21 protein-coding genes, 1 tRNA gene and 2 pseudogenes are annotated in these 21495 nt (G+C 66.7%); 16 read left to right on the top strand and 8 right to left on the bottom strand.

The genetic code is table 11. The features are described from left to right. Window positions 1–128 precede the first annotated feature (128 nt). From JRI60_RS21250 to JRI60_RS21225, 6 genes are all read right to left on the bottom strand, one after another. Window positions 129–914 (bottom strand): DUF2381 family protein, encoded by a 786-nt coding sequence (locus JRI60_RS21250; protein ID WP_204227668.1) that lies wholly within the window; start codon window positions 912–914, stop codon window positions 129–131. Between the two features lie 80 nt (window positions 915–994). Next, window positions 995–1753 carry an IS21-like element helper ATPase IstB gene (gene istB, locus JRI60_RS21245; protein ID WP_204219788.1) on the bottom strand — a complete coding sequence of 253 codons (759 nt, stop codon included), beginning with the start codon at window positions 1751–1753 and terminating at the stop codon, window positions 995–997. Window positions 1754–1871: 118 nt separating this feature from the next. Beyond that, the gene (locus tag JRI60_RS21240) at window positions 1872–2339 is read right to left on the bottom strand and encodes a transposase (RefSeq protein WP_204227667.1); all 468 of its coding nucleotides are present in this window, start codon (window positions 2337–2339) and stop codon (window positions 1872–1874) included. A gap of 50 nt (window positions 2340–2389) precedes the next feature. Further along, window positions 2390–3207 (bottom strand): IS5 family transposase gene (locus JRI60_RS21235; RefSeq protein ID WP_430384330.1). Its coding sequence is split into 2 segments (ribosomal slippage): window positions 2390–2865 and window positions 2865–3207, totalling 819 coding nucleotides; the frame shifts between segments, so codons are not numbered across the junction. Between the two features lie 93 nt (window positions 3208–3300). Further along, window positions 3301–4341, bottom strand: coding sequence for an IS21 family transposase (gene istA / locus JRI60_RS21230; RefSeq protein WP_204227666.1), 1041 nt, complete (start codon window positions 4339–4341; stop codon window positions 3301–3303). 35 nt (window positions 4342–4376) lie between these two features. After that, window positions 4377–5120 carry a hypothetical protein gene (locus JRI60_RS21225; RefSeq protein ID WP_204227665.1) on the bottom strand — a complete coding sequence of 248 codons (744 nt, stop codon included), beginning with the start codon at window positions 5118–5120 and terminating at the stop codon, window positions 4377–4379. 317 nt (window positions 5121–5437) lie between these two features. Between JRI60_RS21225 and JRI60_RS54955 the strand changes: the two are divergent. The 10 genes and pseudogenes from JRI60_RS54955 to JRI60_RS21180 form a co-directional block, all read left to right on the top strand. Then, window positions 5438–6412, top strand: a pseudogene (locus JRI60_RS54955) (hypothetical protein); the annotation flags it as partial. Window positions 6413–6566: 154 nt separating this feature from the next. Further along, window positions 6567–6830, top strand: coding sequence for a DUF2381 family protein (locus JRI60_RS21220; protein ID WP_343213428.1), 264 nt, complete (start codon window positions 6567–6569; stop codon window positions 6828–6830). An 81-nt stretch (window positions 6831–6911) separates the two neighbouring features. Next, on the top strand, window positions 6912–8207 hold the full coding sequence (gene sitA5 / locus JRI60_RS21215; RefSeq protein ID WP_239470643.1) for a SitA5 family polymorphic toxin: 1296 nt from the start codon (window positions 6912–6914) through the stop codon (window positions 8205–8207). A gap of 24 nt (window positions 8208–8231) precedes the next feature. Further along, a complete protein-coding gene (locus JRI60_RS21210) occupies window positions 8232–8549 on the top strand; it encodes a hypothetical protein (RefSeq protein ID WP_204227664.1) in 318 nt (105 codons plus the stop codon). Window positions 8550–8552: 3 nt separating this feature from the next. Further along, window positions 8553–8828: a hypothetical protein gene (locus tag JRI60_RS21205; protein WP_204227663.1), complete on the top strand. Its 276-nt coding sequence runs from the start codon at window positions 8553–8555 to the stop codon at window positions 8826–8828. 14 nt (window positions 8829–8842) lie between these two features. Further along, a complete protein-coding gene (locus JRI60_RS21200; RefSeq protein ID WP_204227662.1) occupies window positions 8843–9226 on the top strand; it encodes a DUF3969 family protein in 384 nt (127 codons plus the stop codon). Further along, window positions 9223–9516 (top strand): hypothetical protein, encoded by a 294-nt coding sequence (locus JRI60_RS21195; protein WP_204227661.1) that lies wholly within the window; start codon window positions 9223–9225, stop codon window positions 9514–9516. Before JRI60_RS21200 ends, JRI60_RS21195 begins: the two co-directional genes overlap by 4 nt. Before the next feature lie 118 nt (window positions 9517–9634). Then, window positions 9635–9721: transfer RNA gene (locus JRI60_RS21190), tRNA-Sec, on the top strand. 621 nt (window positions 9722–10342) lie between these two features. Further along, on the top strand, window positions 10343–11752 hold the full coding sequence (locus JRI60_RS21185) for a DUF2380 domain-containing protein (protein ID WP_204229510.1): 1410 nt from the start codon (window positions 10343–10345) through the stop codon (window positions 11750–11752). Further along, on the top strand, window positions 11749–12219 hold the full coding sequence (locus JRI60_RS21180; RefSeq protein WP_204227660.1) for an NUDIX hydrolase: 471 nt from the start codon (window positions 11749–11751) through the stop codon (window positions 12217–12219). Before JRI60_RS21185 ends, JRI60_RS21180 begins: the two co-directional genes overlap by 4 nt. 165 nt (window positions 12220–12384) lie before the next feature. Here the strand turns inward: JRI60_RS21180 and JRI60_RS55130 are convergent. Next, a pseudogene (locus JRI60_RS55130) lies at window positions 12385–12557 on the bottom strand (AHH domain-containing protein); the annotation flags it as partial. Window positions 12558–12976: 419 nt separating this feature from the next. On the opposite strand from JRI60_RS55130, the gene grpE reads away from it, so the two are divergent. Genes grpE through JRI60_RS21165 form a run of 3 tightly spaced genes read left to right on the top strand, consistent with a single transcriptional unit; the run spans window position 12977 to window position 15471 of the window. Beyond that, the gene (grpE, locus tag JRI60_RS21175) at window positions 12977–13504 is read left to right on the top strand and encodes a nucleotide exchange factor GrpE (RefSeq protein WP_204227659.1); all 528 of its coding nucleotides are present in this window, start codon (window positions 12977–12979) and stop codon (window positions 13502–13504) included. Continuing rightward, the gene (locus JRI60_RS21170) at window positions 13501–15180 is read left to right on the top strand and encodes an Hsp70 family protein (RefSeq protein ID WP_204227658.1); all 1680 of its coding nucleotides are present in this window, start codon (window positions 13501–13503) and stop codon (window positions 15178–15180) included. The genes grpE and JRI60_RS21170 overlap by 4 nt, the downstream gene beginning before the upstream one ends. Window positions 15181–15183: 3 nt before the next feature. Then, window positions 15184–15471, top strand: coding sequence for a DUF6109 family natural product biosynthesis protein (locus tag JRI60_RS21165; protein WP_204227657.1), 288 nt, complete (start codon window positions 15184–15186; stop codon window positions 15469–15471). 46 nt (window positions 15472–15517) lie between these two features. Here JRI60_RS21165 and JRI60_RS21160 read toward each other — a convergent pair. After that, window positions 15518–16335 (bottom strand): IS5 family transposase gene (locus JRI60_RS21160; RefSeq protein WP_430384330.1). Its coding sequence is split into 2 segments (ribosomal slippage): window positions 15518–15993 and window positions 15993–16335, totalling 819 coding nucleotides; the frame shifts between segments, so codons are not numbered across the junction. A gap of 109 nt (window positions 16336–16444) precedes the next feature. On the opposite strand from JRI60_RS21160, the gene JRI60_RS21155 reads away from it, so the two are divergent. The 3 genes from JRI60_RS21155 to JRI60_RS21145 all read left to right on the top strand — a co-directional run bounded on the left by JRI60_RS21155 (window position 16445) and on the right by JRI60_RS21145 (window position 21317). Further along, window positions 16445–18202, top strand: a complete 1758-nt coding sequence (locus tag JRI60_RS21155) for a DUF6109 family natural product biosynthesis protein (protein ID WP_343213427.1) — start codon at window positions 16445–16447, stop codon at window positions 18200–18202. A gap of 1 nt (window position 18203) precedes the next feature. Further along, complete coding sequence (locus tag JRI60_RS21150) at window positions 18204–18569, top strand: J domain-containing protein (RefSeq protein ID WP_204227655.1); 366 nt, start codon at window positions 18204–18206, stop codon at window positions 18567–18569. Between the two features lie 69 nt (window positions 18570–18638). Then, window positions 18639–21317, top strand: coding sequence for a protein kinase domain-containing protein (locus tag JRI60_RS21145; RefSeq protein ID WP_204227654.1), 2679 nt, complete (start codon window positions 18639–18641; stop codon window positions 21315–21317). Window positions 21318–21495: the final 178 nt, after the last annotated feature.

The raw sequence follows: 21495 nt of genomic DNA, 5'->3' as shown, positions 1-21495 counted from the left end.
TTGCCGCGACGAGGGTGCACACCCACGAGCCGATTTCGATCAGGTACACCCTGATCGCGAGTGACGGGGGTCCTCTTGCCCGCCTGTCTACAGCGTGGACGATGCTAGGAATGATGTGGTTCTGCTTCCTACGGAAATGAGACTTCGCCAAGGGTGATGGTGCGCTGGCGAGTCGCGTCCCAGAGGATGAGGGTGTAGGTGCCCCTGGCCTGTTTCTCCGTGGCCAGTACCTCCACCACGACGCGCCCTCGCTTGCCCTCCTCTCCTGGCGCGGCCGGAACGATGGGGTCCGGCTGCCAGAGCAGCAGCGGCTTGAGGACCTCGCCCTTGGGCCCGCGGAGTACCGCGCCCGTCGCCGTCCAGGGCGTCGTGCCCGGGTTCGCGAGGTACACCTCTACCGCCACCCGCTCCTTGGAGCGGTAGCTGAAGACGCGATCCTTGATGAGGGTATTTCCCTCCTTCTCGGTGGCATCGTCGGTCAGGTCCTTGCCGTCAACACCCCTTCCAAGATTCACCAGTCCGGACGCAACGGCACCAGTCAAGCCATCCGGCACGCCGCGCTCGGAGCGGAGCTGCCGCACCTCCTCACGGCACTGCTGGACCTGAGCCTCAGCCTCCTTGGCGACTTGCTGGAAGTGCGCCACGGGGCGCGACTGCCGCAGCACCTTCACCTCCTGCATTCCGAGCCCGGGATGGACGACGAGCACGAAGGTGGCGCACGCGGGCGCGGCACCGTCCGCGAAGCACACTTCCACTTCGGTCCGCTTCCCGGGGGCCAGGTTCTCTCGAGGAGCCAGCGTGAGCATCTGCTGCCCCAAGGCCCAGTCCTCGAACCATCCCCGCTCTTGAATGTTCAGGGAGTCCTGCCGGAGCAACGAGTCGAATCGGAAGGTGATGGTGCGTATTCCGGCCATCGCGATCACTCGTTCCGGACGAAGCCGATCACCTGTTCCGGACGAAGCCGATCATCGGAGCGGAGCGACGCTGGTGCCCCTCACTTCTCCGGCTTCGGCTCGGTCGTCAACTTTCCATGCTGCTTGCGGATGGACTCGCCCATCAGCTTGATGCGGTGGGCGTTGTGGACCACCCGGTCGAGGATGGCGTCGGCGACGGTCGCATCACCGATGAGCGCGTGCCATTGCTTGGGATCGAGCTGGGAGGTGATGACGGTGGAAGCAGTTCCACACCGGTCCTCCAAGACTTCGAGCAGGTCCCTTCGCTCGTTGGCCGTCAGTGGCTCCAAGCCGAAGTCGTCGAGGATGAAGACGTGCGCCTTGGACAAGCGCTGCAGCACCGTGCGCCAGGTGCCATCGGCCCGCGCCTGGGCCAGCTCGTCGTAGAGCCGGGAGGCCCTGCGGTACACCACCGTGTAGCCTTCGCGGCACGCCTTGTTGCCCAGCGCGCACGCCAGGTAGCTCTTGCCCATTCCCGTCGGCCCGGTGAGCAGGACGTTCTGGTGGGCGGCCACCCAGCGGCACGAGGCCAGCTCCACCACCTGGGCCCTCGTCAGCCCTCGGGCGTGGGCGTAGTCGATGTCCTCCACGCATGCCGGCTGCCGCAGCTTCGCGTTCTTCAACCGCAGGGAGAGCTTGCGGTTCTCTCGCTGCGTCCACTCGGCGTCCACCAGCAGCCCGAGCAACTCGGACGCGCTGACGTCCTGCGTGGGAGGCACGTCCAGCCACCCCTCCAGGTAGCTGGCCATCCCCAGCAGCTTCATCGCCTTGAGCTTCTCCAGTGTCTGTTTCATCAGCATGGCTTTCCTCTGTGTGAGCGAGCTCGGCGATAGCGCGCGGCGGCGCGCACCGCGCGACGCCGCGCTCCCCCGGGGCAGAGAGCTCGAGGACTGCCCGAGGGGGAGGAAGACTCTCACCTCAGTGGTAGTAGTCAGGGCCGCGGATGTTCTCGTGGACGGGCAGCGCGGCGCGCTCCTCGGCCACCGGCTCCACGGCTTCCAGCTTGTTGCGCAGGATGGCGGCGACGCTGCCGTAGGTACAGGCACGATGCCGAAGCGCACGCGCGCACGCGCGCTCCAACCGCTCCGGGCCGTACTTCTCCTTCAAGCGGATGAGGCCCAGGCAGGCGCGGAACCCCTGCTCGGGATGTTTGCGCCGACGCATCAGCTCCTCGGCCAGCGCCGCAGTCGAGGGGCCCACCTTGGCCGCCCACTCGAGTATTCGCGAGGGCGTCCACTGCGCATGGGCGCGGTGCGAGCTGGGCATGTGCTCGGGCAGCGTCGTCGGCCGCGGCCCGCTGGCGCGCGGGTGGCTGGCGACGCGACGGCCTGCGAGGAAGACTTCGACGCACGCCGTGGTGGCGCGTACTTCCACCCGCTTGCCCACTAAGAGCTCGTTTCAAAAATGGACCTGAGAGGTCAGGTAACATGCCCTGCCTATTCAGGGCCATTTCGTAAATGGCGCTCAAGCACGCGATAGAGAAGGAGGCAGTGGCCAAGGCGAAGGAGTGCCAGGTGCATCTGTGGGTTCCGCTCTTCGCGAATCCGCAGGCGTTTCATCTGGTGGAACCAGTCCAGGGAGCGCTCCACCACCCAGCGATGGCGTCCCAAACGCTCCTTCGACTCCACGCCTCGGCGGGCGATGCGGGGAACGATGTGGCGCTTCCGTAATCCCCGGCGGGTATCGGCATAATCGTACCCCTTGTCGCCGTGCCCTTTCGCCGGACGCCTGCGTGGCCTGCCTCGTGGCCCCTTGATGGGGAGGATGGCGTCGAGGAGCGGCAGCGCCTCGCGCTTGTCGTGCACGTTGGCGGCCGACAGCAAGGTGGCCAGCGGCAGGCCCCGGCGGTCTACGACCAGGTGGTGCTTGCTGCCCGCCTTTCCTCTGTCCGTTGGATTCGGGCCTGTTTGGGCCCCCCTTTTATCGCCCGTAGGCTGCTGGAGTCGAACGAGGCCCGGCTCCAGTCAATGAGCCCCTTGTGCCCCAACTCGTTCAGCAACACCCGCTGGAGCTTCTCGAAGACTCCTGCTCGGCTCCACTTTCGCAGCCTCCTCCAGCACGTCGCCCCGCTGCACCCGAACACCTCGGCTGGCAGGTCTCTCCAGGCGATGCCCGTCCTGAGCACGAAGATAATGCCCCGCAGGCACGCCCTATCGTCGCGCAATGGACGACCTCTTCTCCCTTTGCGGCGATGTCGTGGCAGCAGCGGCTCCACCCTCGCCCACAGCTCGTCCGGGACCAGTTCGCGCCTCATGCTTGCGAGGATGAGCACCAGGTACGTAGAGGGAAGTCTGGATACCTCTGCGGTTCATTTATGAAACAATCCCGGGGAGGCAGGTCAGATGACCTAGGCTCCCTGGTCCATTTTTGAAACGAGCTCTAACTGGTACGGCACGCTGTAGAGGTGCTCATCCACCTCGATGTGGTAGTCGATGTTGACGCGCGCCTTCTTCCACCACGCCAGCTCGTAGCGCTCCGCGGGCAGGGGCTTGAGCGCGGGCCGGTCCACCTCCTCGAAGAGCTGCCGCCGCGACTTGCCCAGCTTGCGCATGGGGCGCTCGTTGAGCTTCTCGAGCAACGGACGCACCGCCTCGCGCACCTGCTGCAACGTGCTGAAGCGCTGGTGGCGCAGCACGGCCAGAATCCACCTCTCGGCCAGCAGCACCGCGGCCTCCACCTTCGCCTTGTCTCGCGGCTTGCGCACGCGCGCGGGAATGACGGCGAAACCGTAGTGCCGGGCCAGCTCCGCGTAGGTGGGGTTGAGCTCCGGCTCGTACCGGTCAGGCCGCTGCACTGCCGCCTTGAGATTGTCGGGCACCACCACCTGAGGCACGCCGCCAAAGTACTCCAGCGCTCGGCTGTGGCAGCCCACCCACGTGGCCAGGTCCTCCCCCAGCACCGGCTCCACGTAGGTGTAGCTGCTGGCGCCCAGCACGAAGAGGAAGAGCTTCACCTTCTGCCTCTCCCCCGTCTCGGGCACCACCAGCTCGAGCCCATCCCCGCTGAAGTCCACGAAGCCCTTCTCTCCGGCCCGGTGCGTCTGCCGCATCGTCACCGACAGTTGCGCGCACCAGCGCGCGTAGTGCTCGCAGAACTGGCTGTACTGGTAGCCATCCGGGTGCTGCTCCCGGTACTCCTGCCACAGCAATTGCTTGGTGACGTGCTTGCGCCGAAGCTCCTCGTGGATTCGCGCGAAGTCGGGCTCCGGGCGATTGAGCTTCGGCTTGTGCTCGTCGGGGAAGAGCAGCTGCTCCAGAGCTGCGTCATCGTCCAGCTCCGCCGGCAGTGGCCAGTTCAGCCGCGCCAGCTTTATCCGGCCCAGGTAATCGCTCACCGTGCTCGGTGACAGTCCGCAGCTGCGCGCTATCGCCCTGCCGGTCAGTCCCATTTCCAGGTGTAGTCTCAGAATCTCTCGTAGCTTCCTCATGGACATCCTCGGTGCGGCCAGGTCCTCCTCCTTGCGAGGGAGGCAGCCTGCTTCCATGTGACGTCCAGCGTCTTCTCCGCTCCCATGACTCCGGGGATGACCCCTTGGACTGCATCCGTCATCCCTACGTCCGTGTCACCGATCGGCTTGCTCCGGAATCGGTGATCGGCTTGCTCCGGAATCGGTGATCGGCTTGCTCCGGAATCGGTGATCGCGATGGTCCGGTGCACGCACTCAGGCCGGCTGGCCGGCACCCGCAGGGCCCGCGAAGGGTCGTTCTCCTCGGGCAGGAGGCCCTGGACCCGGAGCCAGGAGCAGAACGCCTTGAAGACGATGATCCGCGTCTTCCTCGCCGTCAGCCACCGGTTCAGGGTCGCCTTCACGCCGCTGGGGTCCAGCTTCGCGAGGTTGGCGCCCTTCAAGCTCGTGGCCCAGGCATTCAGGTACCGGCGGCTGTCCTGGATGTAGGACTCGGAGTGCCCGCTGGTCCGGAGGTGCCCCACGTACCGGGCGATGCTGTCCACCCCGAGGCGAACATCGTGCTGCATCCGCCGGGGCCGGTAGGAGGCCGGGTCACGAAAGAAGAGGGCCAGCTCGGCCTCCGCCAGTTCCTCGGTGCGGACATCCAGAACATGCTGGTAGGCCATCCCGTCCACGGTCTTCCTGAGCACGTAGACCGTCTGCCCGTTGCGCTTCTGGTACGTCCGACCGCCCCTCCAGGTGCCCGTCCAGCGCGGCATCTGGCTGCTCCTTGGTACCGTCCTTGGTACCGGAAGACAGCCAGGGCCGAGCCAAGGGGCCCATCCCCTCGTAACCTGCCGTGATCACGGCGGTTGCATCGTGGCGTAGCGACTCCGGACCTGGTGGCCGGCCCGGTCTTCAAAACCGGTGGGGGGCATGGAGACATGTCCCTGGGAGGTTCGATTCCTCTGTCCTACCGACCCGTTTTCATTGAAATTTCCTGAAACCGCCCCAGTGGGGTTGTGGGACGCCCTGCCCTCTTGTGCCTCCTGTACCCAACTTTTACCCAAGTGGGGGTTGGGTACAGGAGCCGGACATGCCCAAGTGGAGCGGGAAGTGGCTCGGAGGCCGCACGTACACGGCCAACGACGGCAGCACGCGGTGGATCATCCGCAAGACCGTCGCCGGGGCCGCCTACAACATCACGCTGGACGTGCGGAGCGAGGCCGAGGCCCTGGCCGAGCTGGCGGTGTTCCGCCGCAACCCGGCCGCGTACCGGACCGCGAACCAGGAGCGCGTGGAGGGGGCCCAGAAGGCCCAGGAGGACGCCGCGAAGGCGGTGTTCCTGGACGAGAACCGCGCCCAACGGTTCCTCCAGCACCTGAAGGACACCGACAGGTCCGTCGAATACCTCAAGAGCACGCGCAGCTATTTGGCTGCCTGGGCCACCGCACTCGCGGGCAAGGATCTCCGCGCGTTGACGGGTCCGGCGCTGAAGAAGCTGCTGGCCACCTGGGACACCGGCAAGAAGTGGCGAATCATCGTCTTCAAGTCCTTTACCTCGTACCTCCAGGATGCCGGTGAGTTGGACCCGATGGAGAACCCGGGGCGATTCCTGAAGGTGCCGCCTGCGCGCCGGAACCACGAACTCAAGGGCTACGGCATCGAGCACATCCAGAAGCTCTACGCGGCGCTGGGCTCGCAGGCCATCCGCGACGTGCTGTGCCTCCAGGCCAAGAGCGGGATGCACGGCACCGAAGTGGATCGGCTGGCCAGCGGTGACGGCAAGATCGCGGTCCTGAAGAACCAGGGCGAGATCGCTGGCACCGTCACCTTCAAGCACAAGACGGGCAAGCGCTTCACCGTGTCCCTCGATGCCCAGGCGCTCGCCGCCGCCCAGCGTCTCCAGGTACGAGGCTCAGCACCGGATCGGCAGACCATCCGTGAGGCCGTCGAGCGAGTGTGCGAGCGCACGGGCCTGGAGTTCGTCCACTTCGGTGCCATCCGGCACAGCTTCGCCACGTGGCTGATCGAGCGGGGCAGCACCTACAACCCGCAGGGAGGTGGCTTGCCCCTGGAGGCCGTCTCTCAAGCGCTCAACCACAGCAGTATACGTACCACGGCTCACGAGCACCATCACCAACCCCTCGGCCAACGCGCTCCTCACGCCAACCGTCATCAGCTACCGCTCCACCACCACGCGCCGGGAAAAAGGCGAAGACGTGATGCGGGTGGCCGTGGCGATGGTCATGGACAACCCCGGCACGGCCCCCTGGACGGCCAAGGATGCGGCACTGCTGGTGGGAAAGGGCCAGGACGTGAAGGAAGCGAAGGCGTGGCAGCTCGCGCCCATTCCGCCGGGAGGGTCGGGCCTCGTGATGGTGGAGACGGAGTTGCTGGCTCACGAGGCGCGGGGCACCTTCACCCTCAAGTTGTGGGACGAGAACGGAGGCCGGCTTGTCACCCTGGGTGGAGTGACCTTCCCGTGAACCCCGCTCCAGGGGTTGTCGTACCAATTGGGTAGCCTTCCGGATTGGCTACCCATAGAGGGGTGGCCGGGAGGAATCCCCATGAAGCTGTGCTGCACGGTTGTGATGCTGGCTCTCCTCGTCGGGTGTGGCACGGCGTCCCGGGTCGTGCGCCTGGACACGGGCCAGACCGACCCCCTCGTCTTCACCCCTCGTTCCAGCGCCAGGCCGGTGACTCTGGGCAGCGGCGAGTTCGAGGAGGCCGTGTCGGAACTGGCTCGGGATGTTCGGCCCCCCACTCGGCCCCAGGAAGCCGCCCGGCGGCTGTTCGAGATGGAGGCGCGGAGCGGTTCGTACTCGTACGAGACACCCAGCCGCCGCATCACTCCGCTCAAGCCGGGCGAGCACCTGGAGGGGCAGTCCACAACGCCGGAGGTGGAGTTGACGCGCGACTACCTGCGTTGGTGCGAGCGCACCGGCAGGCCCGGGGACTGTCTCCGCCTGCTGGCGGAGAGCCCCACCGTCAATGGGGATGGGCGTTTCGCGCTGGCCATGGCCCTGGCCAAGGGCGCCGTGCTGGACGAGATGCTGGAGGCGTTCAAGGACATGGCCGACCCCCACGCCATGGTGGCAGCGGTCCTCTGGACCTGGACCACGTACATGATCCTCGTCGCCATTCCCGACGTGACGATCTCCAAGGGCCTCGCGGCCGTGATGACCGCCACGATTATTTCGTACGTGGGCGTCGATACCTTCTGGGGCCTCGTCGTGGGCTTCAAGCGGCTGATGGACGAGGCGGACCGGGCCACCACGTTCAACGAGCTGCGCGCAGCGGGCGAGCGGTACGGCAAGCTCATGGGCAGGAACGCGGCGCGAGCCTTCGCCATGCTGGCCATGGCGGCCATCGGCAACACGGCACCGGGGTTGGCCGCGAAGGTGTCGAAGCTGCCCGGCTCGATGCAGGCAGCCGTACAAGCCGAGACGCAGGTGGGCATCCGGCTCGCGGCGGTGGGGGAAGTGAAGACGGTCGCCGTGAGTGCCGAGACCGTCACCATCGCCCTCGCTCCAGGTGCGGTGGCCATGACATCAAGCGGCACGAGCGGTGGCGACACTCCGAAGGGGGACGACCTTGAGCAGGTCAATGCGCGGTGGCATGAAGGGAGTTACGACTCTCCGTCGAAGTCACTCCAGGCCCACTTCAACAAACATGGAGCAGAGGTTGATGCCAAAGACGTCGCGCAGTATCTACGGAAGGCCCTTGAATTCGCACAAAGACTGAGGGGCGCACAAAAATTCCCAGTTGAAGGCGCCACCGAGGGTGTGATTCGCTATGTCAAGAACGGCCGGTATATTGATCTTGCATCAGATGGGCGAATCTTATCTTTCGGGTCTCGGTAGAACAAACCAGAAGGGAGAAATCAGATGGATTGGAGGGCAATCGATCTGCATGGTGCCGCGAGCATTTCGCGGGTGGTCAACGTCTTCGAGATTCGCGACATGCGCGGCATTCCATGGACCAAATACAAGATCAAGGTTCTCGAAGAAGGCTCCGGGCACTTCCTCGCAATTGCCAATGTGAGTGTAAAAAATGCCAATGGCACCCCTGATGGGGAGGCAGGACTCGGACGGACAGAAGTAGAGGCCCTCCAGGATCTCATCACGAGACTGGGTGAAAGATTGAACTCTCGCAAGGACTGGCGAGATGAGGACTTTGAATGGACTGACCCACAGGACTTCTGAGGGATGAGTAACTCGACGCTGTATAGATTGATCAATGTCTTCCGTCGCATCAGTGCCGAAAAAGCCATTATCTACCGATGCTTTGAACTGATTCCGGAAGGAGGTTTTGTCGTCCAAAGCGCCGACTGGATCAACCTACCAATGCGTCCGGAATCCATGAATCATCATGAACGGCAGCTCTGGGAACTCTTTTGTGAGGAGGCTCCTGATCAACGCTCTGTACCCTATGCCTCCATCGAGGAGGCAATCGCCGCGTTCGATGCTGAATTCGGCAACTGACGTTGAGGCATCACATGGACGACAAGCGCACGAGCAAGGAAGCATACGCGGAGCAGATCTTGTGGCTCCGTGCAAAGGACGGGGATGAAGTGCAGCGACTCATCGCCGTAGCCTCCCTCGGCATGTGTCGCGCGTTGGCCACGGGCACGATCAGCCCTGCCTACGCTTGTCACCGGCTTTTCGGACCGGCCTTGCTGGCGCGACTCGATCAGCTCGGCGCATCCCCCGGGCTTCGCCATGCAATCCACATGGCCACCGAGCTTGAAGATGTGGCCGACCTCATCCCGGACAAATTGGCCAGCGCGATCGCGGATGTCGAAGCCGAACTCCTGAAGGCCCTGGCGGATTTCCCTCCGTCCGACCTTGCTGGCGAGAAGTGGCTGGTGAGGGCCCCGTGAGGATCCAGCTTTCCGACCTGCGACGGGCGGCAGATGCCCTGTTCGATCACCTGGAACGGACAGGCCGCACGGAGATCGACCTCACCGAGGACTTCTACTGGAACATCCCGGAGAAGCACCTGTACTCGGTGTACTCCCCTCCTCCCGAGTCCGAGCTGACGGTGGGGCAGTTGTCCGATGACTGGAACGAGGTGGCGAGGATCGCGTCCGGCCAACGCCCTCCGATCGCCTACGCCCTGGTCTGGCTCTCGTCGCTCCTGCGCTTCATCGGCTCGAAGCTCGTCTCCTAATGGGACCACGGGGACATGCAGCCGCCGCGTACCCAAATCGTACCCAAGATGAACGGACGCGGGTGGACCTCCACGGACGCGCCGCCGACCCCTCTCCAGAGGGAAGCTAACCCCCACGAGGACCCCGCCGATCCGGGCGATGGGGCTTCAAAACCGGTGGGGGGCATGGAGACATGTCCCTGGGAGGTTCGATTCCTCTGTCCTACCGAGTCGTTTCTCTTCTGGAAACGGGCACTTGGAGCTGTTGGATCGGCGGGTCCAAGTGTTCGGACGAGCACACAAGCGTTTATCCTTACCCTCTGCGAACGCGCCTTACCGTTCGTTCCACTGCGGCCTTTACTGACCTGACGCTGTCAACGGTGACGACCCACGGACCGCCGAGTGGCTCAGAAGATGCGGAGGACCCTCGACGTCTTGGTCGATATGGGAGATCGCCGTAGCGCAGCGTTACAGGTGAGGGAAATCTTCAAGGATATTCGGATCAGCGCGCCGGCTGCACGGGTGGTCTAAAATCCGTAACAGCTCGCCGCAGTCCGTCTGGACGGGGCGGGTATATGAGCCTGCCGGGTATCGAAGCAAGGCGCAGAAACGTCAGTCGAAGCTGGACGGGAGCGTGACGGTGCCGGGATTCTCGATGGCCGTAGTGATTCTTGCGGCCCACCACCATGTGGGGCGCGGGGCACCTTCAAGCTGGGGGACGAAAACGAAGGCTGGCTTGTCACCCTCGGCAGCATAACCTTCCCGTGAACCCCGTCCCGGGGGCTGTCGTACCCGCTGGATCCTCCCAGACTGGCTACCCATGGAGAGATGGCCGGGAGGAATCCCCATGAAGCTGTGCTGCACGGCTGTGATGATGGTTCTCCTCTTCGGGTGTGGCACTGCCTCCCGGGTCGTGCGCCTGGACACAGACCAGACCGACCCTCTCGTCTTCACCCCTCGTTCCGGTGCCAGGCCAGTGGACTGGCACGAGGCCTCTCGCGCGAGAGCCTCGCGGCAAAGCGCCCTCGCGGCCCAGCTGGCATTTCGCAGTGCCGTTCTCGACGTGTCGGACTCCACCCGCCGCATCTCCGCAGAGCTCTCCAAGCTCAAGGCCAGTGGGCGTGGCCTCGCCAGCGGAAACGGCGTCTTCCTCCGCTACGTCGATTACGGCGCCCAGCAACTGCGGTGGATGGAGGCCCAGCTCGCCGCCTCCTCCCGGCTGGCCAACGCCGCCTCGGAGGTGGAGGACCCGGACATGCAACTCGCCCTATTGCGCCTCGCCGGCCCTCGGCTGGAAGCCGCCATGGTGGGCTCACTCCTGCTCGCCGTCTGGGTGGACTCCCTCAACCTCGCCGACGTCGCGCTCAGACAGCACCTCTACCCCGTGGAGACGCTCTTCGCGGACATGTGGCGCAGACAGAGGATGCTCGAGCCCGCCATGACGGCGCTCTCCTCCCGGGAGCACGGGATGGTGGAGGCCGCGGCGCAAGACGTGCCCCCGCTGGTAGGCCACCTCACGGACGAGTTCGCGGCCACCGTGGAGAGAATGCGCGTGGCAGCGGAGAACCTCCAGAAGTTGCTGCTGCTCAAGGAGGCCATCGAGTCCATCACCATGCTCTCGACCATGAGGTTTTCGCTGCCCTCGGTGCCTCCGTCCGCTCCCGCCCTGGTCGGCATCGGCCTGGCGGTTGGCGGCGACGGCGTGATGATGGGCTCGCGGATTGTCGCGTCCGCCGAGTGGGTGGAACTGGTGCGCCAGCTGGTGCGCGCGGGCGTGCTCTCCCTGCCCCTCGTCGGCGCCGCCGTCCGAATTCAGGCGGGCCAGGTGATGCTGGCACAGGCGCACAACGAGCTACCCAGGGGCGTGAGGGACGCGCTGGGCGATGGGCCCGAGGTGGGGGCCATGCACGAGACGGGCAAAGCGGGGGCAGGCATGGCCGAGCCGCCGCGGCACCACGTCATGCCCAAGGAGTTCCGCGAGTGGTTCGAGAAGCGCGGCTTCACGGGCGAGATGGACATCAACGAGTTCTGCGTCGAGATGGAGCAGGCATACCACGAGGCCATTCACGGCGGTGGCGACTGGAAGCTAGGCCGCAAATGGCCTGGTGAATGGAACCGGATGGTCATGGATGCGCTAAATCAAGCCGAGACCAGGGCGGGCCGGATGTTGACGCGGAATGAGGTCCTGGACATCGTCGCGTATCGTATGCGGCGCTATGGTATCCCGATGGAGTTCACTCGCTGGAGAGGGCAATGAGCGGCGAACAAGCTTGGCGAGGCAACTGGAGGGTCCGCCTGTATGAGCGGGTCCGTGAGCGCGGTTACGATTCGCTTACCGCCTTCGCGAACGCCCGCCCCACCGCTTCGCTGGTTGCGCTGGCCGAGGAACTTGGTGCCGACGATGTCGTAGGGGCACAGGTGTTGAGCGGGCTGCTCGCCGAGGCGGAACGGAGCAAGCAGGTCACGCGCTTTGTCCGCGATGTGCTTGTGCGCGAACTGTCAGAGTGTCTTCCCAACGGCTGGCCAGCCGTGCTGGATGACGCAAACCGTTTCAAAGTTGCCAAGGCGCTCGGCTCGTGGTTCGCCGACACCCCAGAAACTCATAGGGAGCGTGCCGATAAAGTTGGTGATGTGCTCCTCGCCACGCCTCCTCCTCCCGGGTGGCGACCGCTCGGGCCGGACGACGAACTGCTACTCACGCTCCTGCCTGACGAAAAAGCCTGAGTTTCACCTCTTGGTCGAGCCAGGCCGCACGATGGCGGCACCTGGCAGCGCTGGTACCAGACACACCAGGCAGGACGGCGGCATGAGCCCTACTCTCCTGCCGCTCCTGAGCATCTTCTCCGAAGATCGGGTCGCAGCCTGCGTATTCCGACGGGCGCCTCGGGCAGGCACCGGCCGGGTGGTGACGGCACTGGGCTCCATGAAGTCTACGACGTACACAGTGGCGGACTCGAGGCCGGGCTCCGGTATGGCGGCCACCCGCTCCTTGGAACCGGCGGGGGCATGAGCGAGTTGTGACGGTAGCCCGCGAGGAGGCTGCCGTGTGAGGTGCCCGTGGCACGCGAGGACTGCCGGAGCACCCCACCGTATAGGGTGGACCAGCGGGTAGACGCCCCAGGTGGTCCTTCAAAGGGAAGGCGAGTTCTGGTTGAAGGTTGAGCGTGAGCACCACCTCAAGGTCTCAACAACAGACACCTACCTGTACCGGCTCATGGGAGAGGGCTTTCCCAAGGGGGGATGAAAGCGAGGAGGAAGTACTGGACGTGACGGGCGAGGTCATGCCATGGAGCCCCATGGGAGAAGTAGGCCCCAGGAATGTCCGTATCGAGAGAAGAATGGGAGACGCATCCGCGCGAGCGTTGATGCGTGAACTGAAGCTACGGCTCCAATTCTGTTTTGTATGGAGCGCCGGTCGGAAACGCTCGGCGTTGATTTGATGTTCACCTGGCTGAGACGCCTGTTCATTGGACGTTCAGGAGTGCCCGGACTCCCCGGGGCCACATTACCTGCCGAGTCGCCTCCCACCTGGGGCACCCTGCTTCTGGATACCGTCCAGAAGTCCTCCCGGGCCCAGGCCCGTCTGGCCCTCCATGTCGAGGATCTGGAGCGCAAGCTGGAAGGGGGACTCGCGGAGCTGAGGGGCTCGCTCTCTTCTCTCCGCGGCGCCACGTCGGGCAGCTCTTCGGGGAGCGAGCCCCCCTGGGACGAGCTCCTGGATGCCTTGGATCTGCTCGAAGAGGCCTCCCGCGTCGCGGCGGATGCGGCGCTCGCATCGGGACTCATGGGAGTGGCGGCCCGGATCGAGCGCTTTCTGACCTCCTCCGGGATCACGCGCTTGGCGTCCATCGGCCACATTCCCGACGGGCGCCTGTTCCGGATTGTAGGCACTCAGCCCCACCCCAGCTTCGCCGAGGGCGCCATTGCCCGCGTGGTTCGCGCCGCCGCCCTGCGGGGCGAGCACCTCATTCGCGAGGGCGAAGCCATCATCGTGAGGAATACCCCTTGAGCCATGTCTTTGGAATCGATCTGGGTACGACCAACTCCGTCATCGCCCACCTGGTTGAGGGCCGCCCGGTGGCCGTGCCAGTGGAAGGCAGTCGCATCGTCCCCTCGGTGGTCCTCTACGAGGACAATCGTGTCGTCGTGGGGCGCGAGGCGCGCAACCTCGAGATGCTGAGGCCCGAGCGGTGCATCCGCTCGGCCAAGCGCAAGATGGGGACGCTCCACCGCTACTCCATCGCCGGGCGCGAGGTGTCTCCCGAGGAGGTCTCCGCCGAAATCCTGTCCGCGCTCAAGCGGGGAGCCGAGAAGGCCACCGGCGTCCCCGTGCGTGACGTGGTCATTACCGTGCCTGCCTACTTCGATGACGCCCAGCGCCGCGCAACCCTTGAGGCCGGCCAGCGCGCGGGGCTGCACGTGTTGCGGCTGCTCAATGAGCCCACCAGCGCCTCGCTCCTGTATGAGCGCGTGCTGCATCCCGAGGCCCTCCGTGTGGCCGAGCCCGAAATCCTTCTCGTCTACGACCTGGGGGGAGGCACGTTCGACGTGTCGGTGCTCGAGGTGTTCCAGGGGGTGCGCGAGGTGCGCTCCACCGCGGGCAACACCCACCTGGGCGGGGACGACTTCGACGACAAGCTCGTTCAGCTCTTCCTCGAGGAGCTCAAGAAGCAGGGCGTGGAGCCTCGCGAGGACGTGCGGGCCATGGCGCGCCTGCGCCAGCTGGCCGAGGAGACGAAGATCCGTCTGTCCGCGGACATCTCCGTGCACGTGAAGGAGGAGTTCCTCACCCAAGCGCAAGGCAGGCCCATCCACCTCGAGATGGAGGTGCGGCGGCGCGTCTTCGAGGTGCTCATCGAGCCGCTGCTCGAGTCCACCGTGGCCCTGACCCGCCAGGCCCTGGCGGAGGCCCGGCTCGAGGGGCAGTCGCTGTCCAAGATATGCCTGGTGGGAGGCTCGACGCGGATCCCTCGGGTCCGCCAGATGCTGGAGGAGGCATTCGGAGTCGACATCCATGAGGAAGTGGATCCAGACCTGGCCGTGGGGCTGGGCGCGGCCATCCAGGCCGGCATGTTGTCCGGCGAGCCGGTGGGACGCATCCTCGTGGATGTGGCGTCGCATAGCCTGGGCATGCGCGTCATCGGAGAGGACGACCTCGGGAGCGCCACGCCGGATACCTTTGCCCCGGTCCTCCGCCGCAACACGGTGTTGCCGACAACGAAGGTGGAGGAGTTCTACACCCTGGTGTCCGAGCAGGAGCTCGTCCAGGTGGAGGTGTTTCAGGGCGAGTCGCGCCGAGCCTCGGAGAACACACGGGTGGGGGCCTTCGAGTTCCCGCTCGAGCCCCGGCCCGCGAACTCACCGGTGCGGGTGGAGTTCGCCTACGATCTCAACGGGGTGGTGAAGGTATCCGTCAGCCAACCCGGCACGACGAACGCCAAGACGGTGGCCCTCTCGGTGGCGGACGTGGGCAAGGCCGTCCCGGCCCTGGCGCGGGGGCAGAGCGCGGTGGAGCGCAAGGGGCACGCCCTGCTCGAGCAGCTCCCTCCCGAGCTCCGCGCCGAGTTGAAGCGGCTTCTTGACCAGTACGCGCAGGCCCACGGCGTGGCGCGCGAGCGCGCGGAGGAGGCGCTCCTGGATTTCTTCCTCAATCTCGAACACGGGTCGGGCTCCCCGGAACCCTGAGCCATGGAGAAGCACGACCGCACCGGGCGCCAGCACCGCCAGTGGCTGGAGGAGGCCCGAAAGTACCAGAAACGGGGGGACCTGGAGGGGATGCTGTCCGCGCTCCTGCGGCTGCCGCCGCCGCTGAGGGAGGAACTGCTCCCCAGCGCCGCCGCCCTCTTCCGGCAGGCCGTCCGGGAGCAGCACCGCCGCGGCTCCTGGAGGACGCTCAGCACCCAGGCCGTGCGCGTGGACGCCGAACCCGGCCTGGTGGAGCGAGGCGCGGCTCCAGAGGAGGCCTGGGCCATTTAGAGCTCGTTTCAAAAATGGACCTGAGAGGTCAGGTAACATGCCCTGCCTATTCAGGGCCATTTCGTAAATGGCGCTCAAGCACGCGATAGAGAAGGAGGCAGTGGCCAAGGCGAAGGAGTGCCAGGTGCATCTGTGGGTTCCGCTCTTCGCGAATCCGCAGGCGTTTCATCTGGTGGAACCAGTCCAGGGAGCGCTCCACCACCCAGCGATGGCGTCCCAAACGCTCCTTCGACTCCACGCCTCGGCGGGCGATGCGGGGAACGATGTGGCGCTTCCGTAATCCCCGGCGGGTATCGGCATAATCGTACCCCTTGTCGCCGTGCCCTTTCGCCGGACGCCTGCGTGGCCTGCCTCGTGGCCCCTTGATGGGGAGGATGGCGTCGAGGAGCGGCAGCGCCTCGCGCTTGTCGTGCACGTTGGCGGCCGACAGCAAGGTGGCCAGCGGCAGGCCCCGGCGGTCTACGACCAGGTGGTGCTTGCTGCCCGCCTTTCCTCTGTCCGTTGGATTCGGGCCTGTTTGGGCCCCCCTTTTATCGCCCGTAGGCTGCTGGAGTCGAACGAGGCCCGGCTCCAGTCAATGAGCCCCTTGTGCCCCAACTCGTTCAGCAACACCCGCTGGAGCTTCTCGAAGACTCCTGCTCGGCTCCACTTTCGCAGCCTCCTCCAGCACGTCGCCCCGCTGCACCCGAACACCTCGGCTGGCAGGTCTCTCCAGGCGATGCCCGTCCTGAGCACGAAGATAATGCCCCGCAGGCACGCCCTATCGTCGCGCAATGGACGACCTCTTCTCCCTTTGCGGCGATGTCGTGGCAGCAGCGGCTCCACCCTCGCCCACAGCTCGTCCGGGACCAGTTCGCGCCTCATGCTTGCGAGGATGAGCACCAGGTACGTAGAGGGAAGTCTGGATACCTCTGCGGTTCATTTATGAAACAATCCCGGGGAGGCAGGTCAGATGACCTAGGCTCCCTGGTCCATTTTTGAAACGAGCTCTTACTGGCCACTGGTATGGGCGGCGGGCCGCGCCCGCGATTGGGAGCGCGCGCGGCGGCTGTGGCAACCCCTCACCGACCCGGCGCGAGCGCATGCGCCCCTTCTGGCCAGGGCGATGGATGGCTGGCTCTCCTCCGAGGGGAGTCCCTCTCCAGAGCTCATCGCCCCGGCGCTCGAGCACCTGCCCCCGGTGGATTCGCTCCTGGGAATCGAACCGCCGAGCCAGCGCGTCTCCCTGCCGCCGCCCCGCTCGCTGGAGGAGGTGGAAGAGGCGCTCCTCGCCTTGTGCGCGCTCGAGCCCTTCCCCGTCTTCGCCAGCCGCGCCGAGGCATGGGCACGAGCGGCACCCGCCGAGGTAGCTCGAGCGATATGGGAGCTGGCGGGACAGCTGGCGGCGCGAGAGCTGTGGCTCCGGGCGGCGGAGGGCAAGGAGCACGCCGCTCTCTCAAAGTCAGCCTCGCTGTTGGCCCGGGCGGTGCGTGAGGGAGGAGCCTCCGAGGCTCTGTCCGCGCCTACGTTGCAGGCGCTGCGGGTGGTAGCCGCGGGGCTTGCGCAGACAGTCGTCTCGCGCATCGAGGACGCCGAACCCCTCTGCACCCTGGCTCAGGCCGCGGCGCTCCAACCATCGGCCCAGCCCTGGGTGGTGCAGGCGGTGTCCGGGCTTCGCTTCGAGGGGGCGGCCCTGCCGCGGGCGCTGGGCCTCTACCAGGAATTGCTGGCCCGGATCGCGAACGCGCCCCTCTGGGCGCGGGCCTTCTTGGCCTGGTGCGAGCAGAACCCCGAGGCGCCAAACGCACCCGGGTGGCTCCAGGAAGGCTTGGGCCGGCTGGTCGCCACGAAGGCCTCCTCCCTGCTGTCCTGGCTGGGTGGGGCCGTGCCCTCTGAGCGTATGGAGTTGATCGAATGCGTGGCGTCTACCTGCGCATCGGGCCTGGTGGAGTCATGGGTGGATGTCTGCTGGGAGGACGCGAACGAGGAGCTCCGGAGGGAACTCAGCGAAGCCGTCTGTATCCTGCTGGACCGCAGTCGGATGAAGCAGGGAGGACGGCAGTTGGAGCGGCTGCTGCGCGGCGCGCGGGACATGGAGGATGCAGAGCAGATGCTGATGGGGGTGGAGGGTGCGATGGAGCAGGTCTACTCCTCGATGAAGCTGACCGGGGACGGCCTGCGCATCTGGCGCCGGTTCGCGCCCAGGGTGCTGACCTATCAGGTGGAGTTCCTCGAGGAGGCGGTGCGCCATGCTTCCTCGGACGCCGAGGCATGGGATGCCGCCGTGCGGTACCTGGAGGCCCATCCTGGGAACACGGGGCATATCGAGGCGCTCCGGACGATGGAGGTGTCCGGTCGGGAGGCGCTCGCCAGGCGCATTCTGGAACGCTGGCTGGAGCGCCGCGCCGCCAATGTGCTGGCGCTCGCCGAGGCGGTGGTGGCCGCCGGGGGGATGAACACCCCTTGCCAGTACCTCCACCCGGTGCTGGAGGCCTTCATGCGGGCCCTGTCGGAGCAGTTACCCGTTCTCCAGGCCCCGGTGGTGGAGCAGGCGCAGGCGTTGGCTCACGAGCATGGGTACCGGCTGCGCAAGCGCGGAGCTTCGCGGAAGAAGAAGGCCGCGAGCACCACGGCGCGCCGTGCGTCACGCTCGAAGAAGAAGCCCGCCGCGGAGGGCGCGGCGCCACCGAAGGAGTCCGAGAGAGGCCCCCCGAAGGCTGTCTCTCCAGAGGAAGGGGATGAGAGCAGCTGATATGACGCCCGAAGAGCCGTTCGCCGTATTGGGGTTGGCGCCTACGATGGACCCGGTCGCCGTCAAGAGCGCATACTTCGCCGCGCTGGCGCGGCACCCACCTCACCAGGATCTGGAGGGGTTCCAGCGGTTGCGCCGAGCTTACGAGGCGCTCACCCGACCGGGAGGCCTGGCGGTGGCATACCTGACCAGCCCCGTGGACGTGCAGAAGCTGGCCAGGGACGCGCGCGAGCGTTTCGATGCACCGCTTGAGAAGGCCGCCGTGGTGGCGCTGGCCGCACGAACGGGAGCGGAGACCGTGGCGCGGTGGGTGGAACGGTGCTCCCGGATGAGCTGGGATGAGGCGCTCAGGGCTTTTGCCAGGTAGGGTTCATGTTGCAGAGCCGACACCCGGGCTCCACGTCAAAGCAATGTGACGGGTCTACGAACCCGGTGCATGGCTCCTGGAAACTCCGCTCCCGCAGCCCCTCACGCGGAGCTCGGCAAGTACCTGCTGCTCGCCACGTTGGGTCGCGGCGGCATGGCCGAGGTGTTCCTCGCCCTCGCGCGCGGCCCGGTTGGCTTCAAGAAGCTCGTCGTCATCAAGAAGTTGCGCTCGGACATGACCGACCAGGCCCCCATGGTGGCCATGTTGCTCGACGAGGCGCGCCTGGCCGCCCGGCTCCACCACCCCAATGTCGTGCAGACCCTCGAGGTGGGCGAGAACGCCGCAGGCCCCTTCATCGCCATGGAGTACCTGGACGGCCAGCCCCTCGACAAGCTCATCCGCGCCACCCTGCGCAGGCCCGACCGGCCCGGCCCCTCCTTCTGGGGCCGCCTCGTCGCCGACGCCCTCGCCGGCCTCCATTACGCCCACGAGCTGCGCGACTTCGACGGCTCGCCCCTCCACATCATCCACCGCGACGTCAGCCCCCATAACCTCTTCGTCACCTACGAGGGAGAGGTGAAGCTCGTCGACTTCGGCATCGCCAAGGCCGCGCTCTCCTCCGGAGAGGTGACCGAGGCCGGCCTCGTCAAGGGCAAGCTGGCCTACATGGCTCCGGAACAGGCGCTCGGACAGCCCATGGACCGGCGCGCCGACGTCTTCGCCATGGGCGTGGTGCTCTGGGAGCTGCTCGCCGGCCAGCGTCTGTGGCACGCCGACACCCCCGCCGCCACGCTCCAGAAGCTGCTGCAGGAACCCATTCCCCCACTCGCGGGGCTCGTGCCGGGTCTGGACGCGCGGCTGGAGGCCGTCTGCATGCGCGCTCTGGAAAAGGATCCGGCCCGGCGCTACCCCACCGCGGGGCTGTTCCGTGAGGAGCTGGAGGCCGCGCTCGAAGGCCTCAGCCCCCGCGCGCCTCGCCGGGACGAGCTGGCCCGCACCATCCAGGCCCTCTTCGCCGAGGAGCGCGCTAAGGTCGAGGAGCGCATCCAACAAATGATGCGCTCGGCCCAGGACGAGGATCTGGACCTGGACGTGACGGTCGAGGGCGAGCCCCTTGCCCCCGCCCTGCCCAGTCTCGTCACCCCGGCCAGCCGCAAACAGCACACCAATCCCTTCTCGCGCTCCGGTCCCGCGGGTGGCGGTGCGCGTGCCTCCGATGCGGTCCCGCGAGCCATCCCGGACACCGCGGCGCGCGTCCAGGCCCTGACCGGCCCGTCCACTCCCGAGCCCGAATCGCTCCCCGCTGGTCGGGCACCTGGGACCGCGAGCACGCGGGGAGTCGTCCTGGCCGGGGTCTCCCTCGCGCTGGTGCTGCTCGTCGGCGCCGCCGCGCTGGTGGGACGGCGTGACTCCGGAACCAGGCCCCCGGCGGCGGTGGCCGTGGCCGAGTCCCCTGCCCCACCTTCCGCGCCCCTGGACCCGGAGGCCACGGGCGAGCTGGTGCTCCGCATCTGCGGCTCCAACACCGTCGGCGCGGAGCTGATGCCGACGCTGGTGGAGTCCTTCCTCAGGCAGAAGGGAGCCAGCGAGATATCGCGCGTGGCGGGCCTCCAGGCCGATCAGCTCTACATCTCGGCCCAGGTGTCCGGCCGGCCCCGTCCGCAGCTCATCCGTATCGACGCGCAGGGCAGCGCCACCGCCTTCACGGGCCTGGCGGCGCGCACGTGCGACCTGGGCATGGCCTCGCGCCCGGTGAAGGACGACGAGGCCGAGAAGCTGACGGCCGCCGGCCTCGGGGATGTGCGGCTGCCCGGCGGCGAGCACGTGTTGGCGCTCGATGGCATCGCCGTCATCGTCCACCCCGCCAACCCGGTGCGCGAGCTGACGGTGGAGCAGCTCCAGGGCATCTTCTCCGGCCGGATCGAGGACTGGTCCGAGGTGGGCGGCGCGACGGGGCCCATCCGCCTCTACGCACGTGACGACAGATCGGGCACCTTCGACACCTTCCAGAATCTGGTCCTCCACAAGGACAAGCTGTCCGGCGGCGCGAAGCGGTACGAGGACAGCAACAAGCTGTCGGATGACGTGGCGGGTGATCCCTCGGGCATTGGCTTCATCGGCGTGGCCTACGTGCGCAACGCGAAGGCCCTGGCGATCGCCAGCGGTGAGGCTCCCCCGACGTTCCCCTCGGCCTTCACCGTCAACACCGAGAGCTACCCCCTCGCGCGCCGCCTGTACCTGTACACGCCGGTGGGCACCCGGGTGCCCATGATGTCCAACCTGGTGGGCTTCGCGCTGTCCCCGGCCGGCCAGGAGGCGGTACGTGCGCAGGGCTTCGTGGACCTCTCCGTCGAAGCCCAGGTGGTGGAGGCTTGCACCCGGTGCTCACCGAAGTACCGGCAGCTCGTGAAGAGGGCCCGGCGGCTCAGCCTGGACTTCCGGTTCCGCGCCGACGGCGACACGCTCGACTCACGAGGCCAACGTGACCTGGAGAGGCTGGTGCTCTTCCTGCGGAGCCACTCCGGCAAGCGGCTGCTGCTGCTGGGCTTCTCCGACGCGGGAGCGAGCCCGGCCGCCAGCCACAAGCTCTCCCTCGAGTGGGCGAGGCGGGTGGGCGCCGAGCTGTCGGCGCGCGGCGTCCACGCCGTGGAGGTGCGGGGCTTCGGCGCGGAGATGCCGGTGGCGCCCAACACGGACCCGGCTGGCCGCGAGCGCAACCGGCGCGTCGAGGTGTGGCTCGAAGGCTGAGTCCCAGGTCCACCCTGGGCTCGGAGATGCCGGTGGACTCGATGAGCAGGTGCTCCAAGTGGCCCTCGCGCGCCCGCCTGCCCACCTCTGCCCGCGTCCAGTGGGCGCTCCTCGTAGCTCCGCGCCCGGGATGATGCAACCCGGTTGCATTTGAACCACCAGACCCCCGCCAGAGCAT

Origin of the sequence: Archangium violaceum, assembly GCF_016887565.1 — a bacterium.
GTDB lineage: Bacteria > Myxococcota > Myxococcia > Myxococcales > Myxococcaceae > Archangium > Archangium violaceum_B.
This window is presented reverse-complemented; position numbering and strand designations above follow the sequence as displayed.

Bases quoted from the DNA above. Each gene is read 5' to 3' on its own strand.
- JRI60_RS21250 (WP_204227668.1), bottom strand. From the start codon at position 914: ATGGCCGGAATACGCACCATCACCTTCCGATTCGACTCGTTGCTCCGG.
- istB (WP_204219788.1), bottom strand. From the start codon at position 1,753: ATGCTGATGAAACAGACACTGGAGAAGCTCAAGGCGATGAAGCTGCTG.
- istA (WP_204227666.1), bottom strand. From the start codon at position 4,341: ATGGGACTGACCGGCAGGGCGATAGCGCGCAGCTGCGGACTGTCACCG.
- JRI60_RS21225 (WP_204227665.1), bottom strand. From the start codon at position 5,120: ATGCCGCGCTGGACGGGCACCTGGAGGGGCGGTCGGACGTACCAGAAG.
- JRI60_RS21220 (WP_343213428.1), top strand. From the start codon at position 6,567: ATGCGGGTGGCCGTGGCGATGGTCATGGACAACCCCGGCACGGCCCCC.
- sitA5 (WP_239470643.1), top strand. From the start codon at position 6,912: ATGAAGCTGTGCTGCACGGTTGTGATGCTGGCTCTCCTCGTCGGGTGT.
- JRI60_RS21210 (WP_204227664.1), top strand. From the start codon at position 8,232: ATGGATTGGAGGGCAATCGATCTGCATGGTGCCGCGAGCATTTCGCGG.
- JRI60_RS21205 (WP_204227663.1), top strand. From the start codon at position 8,553: ATGAGTAACTCGACGCTGTATAGATTGATCAATGTCTTCCGTCGCATC.
- JRI60_RS21200 (WP_204227662.1), top strand. From the start codon at position 8,843: ATGGACGACAAGCGCACGAGCAAGGAAGCATACGCGGAGCAGATCTTG.
- JRI60_RS21185 (WP_204229510.1), top strand. From the start codon at position 10,343: ATGAAGCTGTGCTGCACGGCTGTGATGATGGTTCTCCTCTTCGGGTGT.
- JRI60_RS21180 (WP_204227660.1), top strand. From the start codon at position 11,749: ATGAGCGGCGAACAAGCTTGGCGAGGCAACTGGAGGGTCCGCCTGTAT.
- JRI60_RS21165 (WP_204227657.1), top strand. From the start codon at position 15,184: ATGGAGAAGCACGACCGCACCGGGCGCCAGCACCGCCAGTGGCTGGAG.
- JRI60_RS21150 (WP_204227655.1), top strand. From the start codon at position 18,204: ATGACGCCCGAAGAGCCGTTCGCCGTATTGGGGTTGGCGCCTACGATG.
- JRI60_RS21145 (WP_204227654.1), top strand. From the start codon at position 18,639: ATGGCTCCTGGAAACTCCGCTCCCGCAGCCCCTCACGCGGAGCTCGGC.